Origin of the sequence: Claveliimonas bilis (genome assembly GCF_020892095.1) — a bacterium.
Lineage (GTDB): Bacteria > Bacillota > Clostridia > Lachnospirales > Lachnospiraceae > Claveliimonas > Claveliimonas bilis.
The window spans coordinates 2,693,895-2,707,012 of the sequence record NZ_AP024845.1; the positions used below are offsets into that span (position 1 = coordinate 2,693,895).

Genomic DNA, 13,118 nt, shown 5'->3' on the forward strand with positions numbered 1-13,118 from the left:
ACGGCTGTGAATAGTAATCAAAGTACAAAAGAAAAGACTTGACACAGAAAAGGCATATGAATATAATTGTATTAAAATAATAATACAATAAAAACACAGACAGATGAAGGAGAAGACGATGTTAGAGGTGTGGGAATTAACAAAATATTATGGGAAAAACCTGGCGGTAGATCGGGTAAGCTTTCAGGTGCCGGATGGACAGATCGGCATTTTGCTGGGACCAAACGGCGCCGGAAAGTCAACGATCATCAAAAGTATAGCAGGCCTTTTAAGATACACAGGACAGATCAGGATCAATGGCATTTTGTCCAAAGAACTTGAAGCAAAAAGAATTTTTGGATATGTTCCGGAAATTCCGGCTATGTTTGATGCATTGACGGTAAGAGAACATATTGAGTATATGAAAATGGCTTATTCTTCTGATATTACAGAAGAGGAGGTCAATGCACTGCTCGAAAGATTTGAACTTCAGGACAAGCAGGATAAGATGGGAAGTGAACTGTCCAAGGGGATGATGCAGAAAGTAAGCATCTGCTGCGCCCTGGCGGTTAAACCGAGGGTTATTCTTTTTGATGAACCCATGGTGGGGCTGGATCCCCAGGCGATCAAAGAACTCAAGGAAGTAATTCTGGAGTTGAAAAGGCAGCAGGTGACTGTGCTGATCAGTACTCATATGCTGGAGATGGTAGAGGAACTCTGGGATATTATGTACGTAATGAAAAAAGGAAAGATCATCGGTTCTTACCGCAAGGAAGAAGTGGGCAATAAAGATCTGGACGATCTGTTCTTTGAGATGACAGGTGGTGAATAGGATGAAGGCGTTGTGGTATCTGACAAAGAGAAGTTTTATTAACCGTATGAAACGGGCGCTGAAAAAGCCGGTATCCTATCTGTACTTTGTATTGATCATTGCGTATGCGATCCTTATTATTTTCAGTTTCGGGAGTCTGGCCGAAACCGGAGGCATCAAAGACAAAAGAGGAATTGTCTATCTGATGACCGTGTGGATCTATTTTATTTTTTGCTCTAACTTTCTTTCCTACGCTAAAATGAAAGGAATTATTTTCAGGCCAAGCCATGCGCATTTGGTATTTACAGCACCTATCAGTTCAAAAATCGTCCTGCTGCATGGCGCTATACTGAATTATACGGTAACATTTGTGGCAGATTTGCTGTTTTCAGTGGCAGCTTTCTGGGTATTTGATGTACCTCTGACCAATGCGGTCCTTCTGTTTTTCTTTACCTTTATTACAGAGACTGCATTTGAAGCAGGGCTGATCGTCTTTCTTTATTCCGGTGAAGAGAGATTTCAGAGACTGATTTTTGCAGTCCGTATTGGTATCTTTCTGATATTAGGGACAGTGGCTGCAACTGCAGGCTGGTATCTGATAAAGGAAGGATTCAGTTTTGCCAGCGCGCTTCATTTTCTGGAGTCTCCCATACTGCAGATGATTCCTGTGGCCGGCTGGAATACGGCTGCTGTACGCTTCATTGTATTAGGAGGAAATATGTGGACTATAGCAGGAACGATCCTTTATATTCTGCTGTGCGCCGTTATGATTGTGGCGGCATACCGGATCAAATGCAGTGGAGAATACTATGAAGACGCGGCGAAATTCGCTGATGATTACAAGAAACTGAAAGAGAAAAGCAAAAAGGGAGAAAGTTCATTTTCTTTAGGGAAGAAGAAATACCGGGCAGCCAGAGCAACATACAGAGGGACAGGCGCAAAAGCAATTTTTTATCGGCAGCTGTCTGAGTACAAAAAGGAAAGATTCTTCATATTCGGTGGTTTTACACTGACTGCAGTGATCGGAGCGATAGTCTGCATTGTATTTATAGATCCTGCAGCAGAATTTCCGCCTCAGCTTCCCCCGGGAACTGTTTTGATGGGAGTGATCGCTTATATGACATTTGTCAGTACAGGATTTCTCGGAAAATGGGGAAAGGAACTGGAACTTCCGTATATTTATTTAATCCCGGCTCCGGCAGTCAAAAAACTCTGGTATGCTACGCTGATGGATCATATCAGATCACTGATCGATGTGACGATTTTTGTTGTTCCGGTAGGGATCGCCTGGAAGATTCCTGTCTATCAGATGGCGATGATCATTGCAACTTATGTGGTTTTGCAGGCAAATCGCCTGTATATCAAAGTTCTGGGAGAGAGTATCTTCGGAAATACGCTGGGGGAAACGGCAAAGCAGTTTTTCCGCATGGGTGTCCAGGGAGGTATTATCGGAATCGGAGTTGTTCTTGCTGTAGTGGCAGGAATTTTAAATTTCAATTTGCTCTTCCTAATTGTTCCGGTTTATAGTATGATAATAACAGTTCTGATCGCTGCTTTAAGTCTTCCCAGATTTGAGTCTATGGAACAGTGGGAGTAAGAAGCGGCATAGAAAAAAATCAGCTAAGAAGGTGAAAAAATGTTGTCAGAAGATTATGTTACACTGGAAATTGAAAAGGCAAAGCATATTGCCCTTGTCGCCCATGACGGCAAAAAGCAGGAGCTGGTAGAATGGTGCGACAGGAACAAGGATATTTTGAAGAGTCATTTTCTGTGCGGGACAGGTACAACAGCCCGTCTGATCGCAGAGCGCACCGGGCTTCCTGTGAAAGGATACTGCAGCGGTCCTCTGGGAGGAGATCAGCAGATTGGTGCCAAGATCGTGGAAGGACAGATTGATTTTATGATCTTTTTGTGGGATCCGCTGGAAGCACAGCCTCATGATCCGGATGTAAAAGCATTGCTGCGGATTGCAGTTGTCTATGATATTCCGATTGCAAATAACCTTGCCACTGCAGATTTTATGCTTCATTCTAAATATATGAATGAACCATACAGCAGAAAGATCGAGAATTTCAACAAGACGATCCAGGATCGGGTAGAGAAAATGAAATAGAAAGGCTGCGCGGATACATAATATAGAATGAGACAAGGAGCTGAAACAGAGGATCGGTAGATTTTCTGTTTTGGTTCCTTTTTTGGTTTAATAGGAAAATTCTTCTTGACACAGTATGATAAAGTATGTTATTTTTTTAATAAATAATTTAACACGTTAAAGCGTTACGGTTTAAAGCTAAAAAGAAAGAAGAGGGAAAAGAAATGGCAGTAAAATTAATTATTTTGATCCTGTTTTTTGCGGTTATGATAGCAGTTGGGATTTATGCAAGAAGACATACCAGCAGTGTAGACGGCTTTGTACTAGGCGGCCGCTCTGTAGGCCCGTGGCTCACCGCTTTTGCCTATGGGACCTCTTATTTCTCTGCTGTGGTATTTGTAGGATATGCCGGGCAGTTTGGCTGGAAGTACGGTCTGGCTTCAACATGGATCGGTATTGGGAATGCAGTGATCGGCAGCCTTTTAGCCTGGGTGATCCTGGGCAGGAGGACGCGGGTTATGAGCCAACATCTGAAATCAAGGACCATGCCGGACTTCTTCGGAAGCAGATACGAGAGCAGGTCTTTGAAAATTACTGCTTCAGCGATTGTATTTATTTTTCTTGTGCCGTATACAGCGTCTATTTATAATGGGCTGTCCAGGCTTTTTGAGATGGCGTTCCATATTCCTTATGCATGGTGCGTTGTGATCATGGCAGTTATCACGGCTGTGTATGTGATACTGGGTGGATATATGGCTACAGCGATCAATGATTTTATTCAGGGGATCATTATGCTGATCGGTATTGTTGCCGTAATAGGAGCTGTACTGAGCGGGCAGGGCGGATTTATGGAAGCGGTCGGCAAGATGGCTGAAATTCCAAGCGACGTTCCTGTCACTATGGGGCAGCCGGGAGCGTTTACCTCATTTTTTGGTCCGGATCCTCTGAATCTTCTCGGGGTGGTGATCCTTACTTCCCTGGGGACCTGGGGACTCCCACAGATGATCCATAAATTTTATGCCATCCGGGATGAAAAATCTATCCATACCGGAACAGTGATCTCTACTTTATTTGCAGTTGTGATTTCAGGGGGATGTTACTTCCTTGGAGGATTTGGAAGATTGTTTGATTCGGCAGAGATTTATGACGGAAGCGGAGCGGTGGTTTATGACAGCATTATTCCTTTTATGCTATCCAGGCTTCCGGATATATTGGTGGGAATCGTAGTAATACTGGTGCTTTCAGCGTCCATGTCCACGCTTTCCTCACTGGTCCTGACTTCAAGCTCTACCCTGACGCTGGATTTTCTGAAAGACACTGTGTTTAAAAAGATGAGTGAAAAAAAGCAGGTTGCGGTGATGCAGGTGCTGATCGTGTTCTTCATCGTACTGTCCGTTGTCATCGCTCTGGATCCGCCTGCCTTTATTGCACAGCTTATGGGAATTTCATGGGGAGCTCTGGCAGGTGCGTTTCTGGCGCCGTTCATGTACGGTCTGTACTGGAAGGGCGTGACAAGAGCGGCTGTATGGGCAAGCTTTATAGCAGGAGTGGGAATTACAGTGTCCAATATGTTTCTTCATTACATTGAGTCTTCTATCAATGCGGGGGCTATTGCCATGCTTGCCGGAATGATCATCGTTCCAGTGGTGAGTCTGGCAACGCCTAAACTGTCAAAGGATCACCTGGATGGAATTTTTGCCTGCTATGAGGAGAGAGTTACCGTCAAAAAGAAGCATTCCCTGAAGGAGGATTAAGGCAAGAGACTTTGTATATAGGTTGACATATTCAAAAATGCTGTGTTATAATTATGTCTGCGCAAAAGGTTTTAATAAAAGTGTATTGACATTTGAAAGCAACTATAATAGTATATAAAACAGTAAGAGCGAACATTCGTTCGTGTCAGCAAGGAGAGTATGTTATGGCTAATGAAGAGAAGATAAAAGCGCTGGATGCAGCGATTGCAAAATTAGAGAAGGACTTCGGAAAAGGTACGGTGATGAAACTGGGCGATCCCAAGGCGCAGGTGGCTGTAGAAACGATCCCCACCGGATCTTTGAGCCTTGATCTGGCATTGGGAGTGGGAGGCGTTCCGAGGGGACGTGTCGTTGAAATTTACGGACCGGAATCAAGCGGAAAGACAACAGTTGCCCTTCACATGATCGCAGAAGTGCAGAAAAGAGGAGGAATTGCCGGATTTATTGATGCGGAACATGCGCTGGATCCGGTTTATGCTAAAAATATAGGCGTAGATATTGACGAGCTGTATATCTCACAGCCGGACAGTGGAGATCAGGCGCTGGAGATTTCGGAGACAATGGTGCGTTCCGGGGCCATGGATATTATTGTAATTGACTCTGTTGCGGCTCTGGTGCCAAAACAGGAGATAGAAGGCGATATGGGAGACAGCCATGTCGGTCTTCAGGCAAGGCTGATGTCCCAGGCGCTTAGAAAGCTGACCCCGGTTATCAGCAAATCCAACTGCGTGGTGATCTTTATTAATCAGCTCAGGGAAAAAGTGGGAGTAATGTTCGGAAATCCGGAAACGACCACAGGCGGACGTGCTTTGAAATTTTATGCTTCTGTGAGAATGGATATTCGGAGAACGGAGACATTGAAGCAGGGCGGCGAGATGGTAGGAAATCATGTACGTGTCAAGATCGTGAAGAACAAGATCGCGCCTCCGTTTAAAGAGGCAGAGTTTGACATCATGTTTGGAAAAGGAATCTCAAAAGAAGGAGATATTCTGGATCTTGCAACCAACATTAACCTTGTAAATAAGAGCGGAGCCTGGTATGCATACAATGGAAATAAGATCGGCCAGGGAAGAGAGAATGCCAAGAACTATCTGACAGAGCATCCTGATGTTATGGAGGAGCTGGAAGCAAAGGTAAGAGCCCATTATCACATTGACGGCAGCGCGGCAGAGGATGACGAGGCAGAGAAGAAAGAGGAAGAATAATGACAGTGACACAGATTGAAGCTGTGGCAGGAGGAAAAACAAAATACAGAGTATTTTTAGACGGACAGCCCGCCTTTGTCTTGTACAAAGGCGAGCTGTCCCGTTATCATATCCGGGAGGGAGCTGTTCTGGAAGAGACTGTGCTGGCTCAGATTGAGGAAGTAATAAGAAAGCGGGCAAGGCTTCGCGCCATGCACCTTCTGAATGCCATGGAAAGGACAGAAAGCCAGCTTCGGTCCAAGCTGGAAGAGGGGGGCTATCCAAAGGAGGCGGTCCAGGACGCACTGCACTATGTGAAGTCGTTTGGGTATGTGAATGACGAAGATTATGCAAGACGTTTCGCCGAGAACCGTAAGAAAAGCAAAAGCAGGCGGGAAATCCAGAGTCTTCTTCTACAAAAAGGACTTTCAAGGGAAGAGGTGGAAAGTGCGCTGGAGGAAGTGTACGGGCAGGAAGATGCACTGGATGCTATCCGCCGTCTTGCCAAGAAAAGGCATTATGATCCGGCGACGGCAACTTTTAAAGAAAAACAGAAATTGTGCGCATATCTGACAAGGAAAGGCTTTCGATATGAGGATATCCGTCAAGTGATACAAGTTCCCGATTGGAATGCTTGACATCTTTGTGAAAACAGTATAAAATTTAACTGTTGTATTTGTACAATGAAAATTAAATAAGGAGGTGCTCCTGTGCCGTATGGAATATTTATTGCTGTAGCTGCAGTGCTCGTTATAGCAGCAGCAGTCATCAGTCATTTCGTCACGGTTTCCAATCTGAAGAAGAATGCAGATTCTAAAATCGGAAGTGCGGAAAGCAAGGCCCGTGAGATCATTGATGACGCAGTGAAGACGGCAGAGGCCAAGAAAAAGGAATCCCTCTTAGAGATTAAAGAAGAATCTATCAGAACGAAGAATGAGCTCGAGAAAGAGACAAAGGAACGTCGGGCGGAATTACAGCGTTATGAGAAGAGAGTCTTATCCAAAGAGGAATCTCTGGACAAAAAGGCCGAAGCGATCGAGAAGCGCGAAGCAGGATTTACAGCAAAAGAAGAGCAGCTTAAAGCCAGAGAAGCAAAGGTGGAAGAGCTGAGCAAGCAAAGAGTACAGGAACTAGAAAGAATCTCAGGACTTACCTCCGAACAGGCAAAAGAGTATTTGTTAAAAACTGTTGAAGACGATGTGAAACATGATACTGCAAAAATGATAAAGGAAATGGAAGCGCAGGCGAAGGAAGAAGCAGAGAAAAAGGCAAAGGATTATGTCGTGACTGCTATCCAGAGATGTGCTGCAGATCATGTGGCTGAGACAACAATTTCTGTTGTACAGCTCCCAAGCGATGAAATGAAAGGAAGAATCATCGGACGTGAAGGAAGAAATATCCGGACGCTGGAAACCCTGACAGGTGTAGAACTTATTATTGATGATACACCGGAAGCGGTTGTATTGTCTGGATTTGATCCGATCCGAAGAGAGGTTGCAAGAATTGCCCTTGAAAAGCTGATCGTTGACGGACGTATTCATCCCGCAAGGATTGAGGAGATGGTGGAGAAAGCACAGAAAGAAGTGGAAGCTGTTATCCGGGAAGAAGGAGAGGCGGCTGCTCTTGAAGTAGGTGTTCACGGAATCCATCCGGAGCTTATCAGACTCCTTGGAAGAATGAAATTCCGTACCAGCTATGGTCAGAATGCGCTGAAACATTCTATTGAAGTTGCGCAGCTGGCAGGTCTTCTTGCAGGCGAGATTGGATTGGATGTGCGTCTTGCAAAGAGAGCTGGACTTTTACATGATATCGGTAAATCCATCGATCATGATGTAGAAGGATCCCATATCCAGATTGGTGTAGAACTTTGCAGAAAGTACAAAGAATCAGCAACTGTGATCAATGCGGTAGAAGCTCATCATGGCGATGTGGAGCCAGAATCCCTGATTGCGTGCGTGGTTCAGGCGGCAGACACTATTTCAGCTGCAAGACCTGGCGCAAGAAGAGAAACCATCGAAACATATACAAACAGATTAAAACAATTAGAAGATATCAGCAACCAGTTTAAGGGCGTTGAGAAATCTTTTGCTATTCAGGCCGGTAGAGAGATTCGTATTATGGTAGTTCCAGAACAAGTATCTGATGCAGATATGGTATTACTGGCAAGAGATATTTCCAAGCAGATTGAGTATGAATTGGAGTATCCAGGACAGATAAAGGTAAATGTAATCCGGGAATCAAGGGTTACAGATTATGCCAAATAGATGATAAGTCTGAAATAAAAAAGAGTTCCGTGAGCGGAACTCTTTTTTAGTAGGGGAATCCACTTTATTTTATATGGACAGGAGAGAATAAAAATTATGAGTGAAGAGATCAAAAGAATAAAAAGAGAATTGGTGCATAAAGGCGCAGTGATTGATATATACGAAGATACTATGGAATTTCCGGACGGACATACGGCCAAATGGGATTATATCCATCATGACGGAGCAGCCGCTGTTATTCCGGTGCTGCCGGACGGAAGGATCCTGATGGTGAGACAATACCGCAATGCCCTGGAGAGGGAAACGATAGAAATACCGGCCGGAAAGCTGGATGATCCGAAAGAACCAGGCATTGAATGCGCATCCAGGGAATTGGAAGAAGAGACGGGATACCGGTGCGAACATCTGGAACCGCTTTTGACACTGCACACAACAGTAGCGTTCTGTAACGAGAGGATTGAGGTGTTTGCGGCCCGTAATCTGATCCCTTCCAGACAGCATCTTGATGAGGATGAATTTATTGATGTGGAAGCGTATACAATGGAAGAGCTGAAGGAGAAGATTTTTTCCGGTGAGCTTCAGGACTCCAAAACAGTAGCGGCAATTCTGGCTTATGAAGTAAAATACTGTCAGGACCGGATGGAGAAGAGGAAGACAGGAAAATAAAAGAATACAGGAAAGGCATATCCTTGAATAACCGGCATATAATGAAATATCTTGTGACATGAGAGTCAGGCATGGAGGTATGCGGGTGAAAACAAGGGATTATGGCAGAATTTTTTTCATTTTCTGTATGGCGGGGTTCCTTTTGGGAATTTTGTATACGAATATTATGTCTGGGCAATATCTTTCTTCGGGCGGAATGTTCAGTGAATATTATATGAGCCAGTATCTTCATACGGAAATTCAGGCAGAAGAGTATTTCTGGTATATCCTGCCGATAAGGATTCTGCCGCTTGTGCTTCTTACTTTGGCCGGGAAAATAAAATTTCGGCGGTGGGCAGCGACAGGAGTACTGGCCTGGACAGGCTTCCTGCTGGGTATTCTGTTTACGGCAGCTATCATGCAGCTTGGAATAAAGGGAATTCTTGTATGTCTGGCGGCGCTTTTTCCGCAGGGAATCTTTTATGCAGCGGGATATGGGCTTGTGCTGTGGCATCTGTATCTTTATCCGCAGATACGCTGGAATTTGACAAAAACGATAGCAGTAGCGGCAGTGATTTTAGTCGGAATTATATTGGAGTGTTACACAAATCCGATTTTTATGAAAATTGTGCTAAAAACAATTTGATTTTTTTGAATTTTCTTCGTATAATCTAAGTTATACGATGGGAGATAAAAGAATATGGAGAAAATAGTTTTAGAGTATGTTGAGTATTTAAAAGCGACAAAGGGAATATCTGTCAATACGGAGATGGCGTATCGCCGCGATTTGATGAAACTTGTGCGCTATTTGGCAGGACAGGATATCTATAAAGCGGATGAAGTTACTTCCACAAATTTGACTTCATATATGCTTTTTATGGAAAAACAGCAGCTGACGAATACAACGATATCAAGAAATGTCGCTTCAATAAAGGGATTCTTTCATTATCTGCTGAAAAAGAAATATATTACGGAAGATGTATCAGATTGTCTGACAAGTCCGAAGGTAGAAAGAAGGGAACCAAAGAGTGCAACAAAGGAAGATGTGGAGAAGGTTCTTTCCGTACCTTCCGGCAAGACTCCGAAGCTTCTTCGAGACAAGGCAATGATAGAACTTTTGTATTCTACCGGAATTATGGTGGAAGAACTTGTAGCTCTGAGGGTTCAGGATATCAACATGGAAATGGGATATCTGCAGTGCAGCCTTAGCGGAAATGAAAATGCATATCCGATTGATAAACAGGCATTGAAAGCTTTGCGTACTTATTTAAAAAATGGAAGAGAGCCACTTTTGAAAGGCCGTGATTCCGACGTCCTCTTTCCAAATATCAGCGGAAAGAAAATGAGCCGGCAGGGCTTTTGGAAGATACTGAAAGGGTATGCGGCAAAAGCCGGAATCAAAGGGACTATCACTCCAAGTATGCTTCGGCATTCCTAAGACGGCAGTTTCATAACGGGAATTTTGCAAATATTTGGCGCATTATGGGAAAACGAAAGGACATTCCGGACGGATGTCCTTTTTTGTTGTATGACGGGAAAATTGGCTCTATCCCTCTTGCATTCGAAATCGAGGTTCGGTATAATGATTAACGTTTGCGTAAAAAATGCAGGAGGAAACAAAAATGGAAAAAGACATGACAGTAGGAAGCCCGGGAAGGGCCATTTTGAACTTTACGATACCCATTTTTATCGGAAATATATTTCAGCAGCTGTATAATATGGCGGACGCAGTGATCGTAGGGAAGTTTGTAGGGCCGCAGGCACTGGCGGCGGTGGGATCCTGCGGAACAATTATGTTTTTGATCCTGGGATTCTTACTTGGACTTACGGCAGGATTTACCGTGATCACTTCACAGTATTTCGGGGCCGGAAACAAAAAGGCTGTGCGGCAGTCTGTCGCATCAGCGGCAATTTTGTCTGCAGCCATATCCGTCATTATGACAGTGGGCAGTATGCTTGCAATGAAACAGATTCTGGCGTGGATGAATACGCCTTCAGACATTTATGGGGAAGCTTACGGATATATTATGGTAATCTGCGGGGGAATTGCGGCGCAGGTGCTCTATAACCTTTTGGCCAGCATTCTGCGTGCTCTCGGCAACAGTAAAGTGCCATTATATTTCCTTGTACTGGCGGCATTTTTGAATGTGGTACTGGATCTTGTGTTTATTATTGTGTTCCACATGGGAGCGGCGGGAGCGGCTTTCGCGACGGTGATCTCACAGGGTGTATCGGGACTACTGTGTCTTGTATACATCGGAAAAAAGGTTCCGGAACTCCATCTGAAAAAGGAGGATTGGAAGATAAACTGGAGTATGGCCGGATGGCAGATGAAGATCGGTCTTCCTATGGCACTGCAGTATTCCATTACTGCAGTGGGAACTATCATGGTCCAGGCTGCCCTGAATACGCTGGGATCACTGGCAGTTGCAGGGTTTGCGGCAGCCAGCAAGATCGAGCAGGTAGTGACACAGGCATATGTCGCCCTGGGGACAGCGATGGCAACTTACTGCGCACAGAATACAGGGGCGGGAAGATTTGACCGGATCAGGCAAGGATTTGGAGCGTCTACTCTGATCAGATGTATCTATGCGGTCCTGACAGGAGCTGCTGTCATTTTGGGAGGGAAATATCTCACCATTCTTTTTGTATCAGAACAGGTGAATGAGATTATGCATCTTGCAGATATCTATCTGAAATGTGTGGCTGTTACTTTTATTCCTTTGGCTGTTGTCAACATTTACAGGAATGGGATACAGGGAATGGGATACGGACTGCTCCCAATGCTGGCAGGTGTGGCAGAGCTGATCGGAAGAGGAAGTGTTGCTCTTATTTCCGCTTCCCGCGGAAGCTATATAGGAACATGCATGGCCAGCCCCGCTGCCTGGATTTTGGCAGGCGGCCTTCTTCTGATTATGTATTTTGGTATTGTTTATGCTAAAAACAGAGAGGAAAAGAGAAAAAAAGCTGTCAGAAAAGGGTGATCATTTATTCCATTTTCAGAGAACCTATGCTATACTTTACCTTAGGTATGCACAAATGAAGAATACCAGGTGTGCATCTCATTATGTTGGAAAATAAGGAGCATGACTTTATGAAAAGAGTATTGTTAAAGTTAAGCGGAGAAGCGCTTGCAGGAGATAAAAAGACCGGATTTGATGAGGCGACTTGCATTGGAGTTGCCCGTCAGGTGAAAACACTTGCAGATGACGGATATCAGATCGCTATTGTGACAGGAGGGGGAAATTTCTGGAGAGGAAGAACCAGTGAAACGATCGACCGTACAAAAGCAGATCAGATCGGGATGCTGGCAACAGTGATGAACTGTATTTATGTATCAGATATTTTCCGCCATGTAGGTATGAAAACGGAAGTGTTCACTCCTTTTGTGTGCGGAGCATTTACAACACTGTTTTCCAAAGACAGGGCAGTGGAAGCGCTGGAAGATGGAAAGGTGATCTTTTTTGCAGGAGGAACCGGACACCCGTACTTTTCTACAGATACGGGAGCTGTTCTTCGGGCAATCGAGATTGAGGCGGATGCCATGCTTCTTGCAAAGGCAATCGACGGTATCTATGACAGCGATCCCAAGGTAAATCCAAATGCGGTGAAGTATGATGAGATTTCCATTCAGGAAATTATCGATAAAAAGTTGATGGCCGTGGATCTGACAGCGTCCATTATGTGTCTGGAAAATAAAATGCCCATGCTGGTGTTCGGACTGGGCGAAGAAAACAGTATTGTGAACACTATGTCAGGAACCTTTACCGGTACAAAAGTGACCGTGTAGTATAAAGAAAGATAAGGGAGGAAATTACTATGAACGAAAAACTGCAGGTATATGAAGAAAAAATGAAAAAGACACTGGCAAACCTGGACGGAGAGCTGGCCACAATACGTGCCGGCCGTGCCAACCCGAATGTGCTCAATAAGATTACGGTAGATTACTATGGAACACCGACGCCGATTCAGCAGGTTGCAAACATTTCTGTACCGGAAGCCCGTATGATACAGATCCAGCCATGGGAAAAGAGTATGCTCAAGGTGATTGAAAAAGCTATCAATATGTCAGATCTGGGCATCAATCCTACAAACGACGGAACTACAGTACGCCTGGTATTTCCGGAACTTACAGAAGAGCGCAGGAAAGAGCTGGTAAAAGATGTAAAGAAAAAGGGAGAACAGGCAAAGGTAGCGATCCGAAATATCAGAAGAGATGGAAATGATGCCTTCAAAAAACTGAAAGGAAGCGACGTCTCAGAGGATGAGATCAAAGATCTGGAAGACCAGCTGCAGAAACTAACTGATAAATATGTGGCAGAAGCAGAAAAATCAGTAGAGCATAAGTCAAAAGAAGTCATGACAGTTTAAACCAAAGGACAAAACGGG

At 44.4% G+C, this 13,118-nt stretch carries 13 protein-coding genes; all 13 read left to right on the forward strand.

The features are described from left to right. The first annotated feature begins 118 nt into the window (after positions 1 to 118). The 13 genes from EUBC25_RS13045 to frr all read left to right on the forward strand — a co-directional run bounded on the left by EUBC25_RS13045 (position 119) and on the right by frr (position 13,100). On the forward strand, positions 119 to 811 hold the full coding sequence (locus EUBC25_RS13045) for an ABC transporter ATP-binding protein (RefSeq protein ID WP_230105916.1): 693 nt from the start codon (positions 119 to 121) through the stop codon (positions 809 to 811). A 1-nt stretch (position 812) separates the two neighbouring features. Next, complete coding sequence (locus EUBC25_RS13050; RefSeq protein ID WP_230105917.1) at positions 813 to 2,387, forward strand: putative ABC exporter domain-containing protein; 1,575 nt, start codon at positions 813 to 815, stop codon at positions 2,385 to 2,387. A gap of 39 nt (positions 2,388 to 2,426) precedes the next feature. Further along, positions 2,427 to 2,903 (forward strand): methylglyoxal synthase, encoded by a 477-nt coding sequence (locus EUBC25_RS13055; RefSeq protein ID WP_230105918.1) that lies wholly within the window; start codon positions 2,427 to 2,429, stop codon positions 2,901 to 2,903. 203 nt (positions 2,904 to 3,106) lie between these two features. Further along, a complete protein-coding gene (locus EUBC25_RS13060) occupies positions 3,107 to 4,636 on the forward strand; it encodes a sodium:solute symporter family transporter (RefSeq protein ID WP_230105919.1) in 1,530 nt (509 codons plus the stop codon). 164 nt (positions 4,637 to 4,800) lie between these two features. Continuing rightward, positions 4,801 to 5,841: a recombinase RecA gene (gene recA, locus EUBC25_RS13065; RefSeq protein WP_230105920.1), complete on the forward strand. Its 1,041-nt coding sequence runs from the start codon at positions 4,801 to 4,803 to the stop codon at positions 5,839 to 5,841. After that, positions 5,841 to 6,458: a regulatory protein RecX gene (locus tag EUBC25_RS13070; protein WP_230105921.1), complete on the forward strand. Its 618-nt coding sequence runs from the start codon at positions 5,841 to 5,843 to the stop codon at positions 6,456 to 6,458. The genes recA and EUBC25_RS13070 overlap by 1 nt, the downstream gene beginning before the upstream one ends. A gap of 72 nt (positions 6,459 to 6,530) precedes the next feature. Continuing rightward, positions 6,531 to 8,084 (forward strand): ribonuclease Y, encoded by a 1,554-nt coding sequence (rny, locus tag EUBC25_RS13075; RefSeq protein WP_230105922.1) that lies wholly within the window; start codon positions 6,531 to 6,533, stop codon positions 8,082 to 8,084. Positions 8,085 to 8,180: 96 nt separating this feature from the next. Further along, entirely contained in the window at positions 8,181 to 8,750 is a 570-nt protein-coding gene (locus tag EUBC25_RS13080; protein WP_230105923.1) for an NUDIX domain-containing protein, read from the forward strand. Positions 8,751 to 8,835: 85 nt separating this feature from the next. Further along, complete coding sequence (locus EUBC25_RS13085; RefSeq protein ID WP_230105924.1) at positions 8,836 to 9,375, forward strand: stage II sporulation protein M; 540 nt, start codon at positions 8,836 to 8,838, stop codon at positions 9,373 to 9,375. 54 nt (positions 9,376 to 9,429) lie between these two features. Continuing rightward, positions 9,430 to 10,167 (forward strand): tyrosine-type recombinase/integrase, encoded by a 738-nt coding sequence (locus EUBC25_RS13090; protein ID WP_230105925.1) that lies wholly within the window; start codon positions 9,430 to 9,432, stop codon positions 10,165 to 10,167. A 184-nt stretch (positions 10,168 to 10,351) separates the two neighbouring features. Then, positions 10,352 to 11,713 carry an MATE family efflux transporter gene (locus EUBC25_RS13095; RefSeq protein ID WP_230105926.1) on the forward strand — a complete coding sequence of 454 codons (1,362 nt, stop codon included), beginning with the start codon at positions 10,352 to 10,354 and terminating at the stop codon, positions 11,711 to 11,713. Positions 11,714 to 11,823: 110 nt separating this feature from the next. Continuing rightward, positions 11,824 to 12,519 carry a UMP kinase gene (pyrH, locus tag EUBC25_RS13100; RefSeq protein WP_230105927.1) on the forward strand — a complete coding sequence of 232 codons (696 nt, stop codon included), beginning with the start codon at positions 11,824 to 11,826 and terminating at the stop codon, positions 12,517 to 12,519. A gap of 29 nt (positions 12,520 to 12,548) precedes the next feature. Continuing rightward, positions 12,549 to 13,100 carry a ribosome recycling factor gene (gene frr, locus EUBC25_RS13105; RefSeq protein WP_230105928.1) on the forward strand — a complete coding sequence of 184 codons (552 nt, stop codon included), beginning with the start codon at positions 12,549 to 12,551 and terminating at the stop codon, positions 13,098 to 13,100. The last annotated feature ends 18 nt before the right edge of the window (positions 13,101 to 13,118 follow it).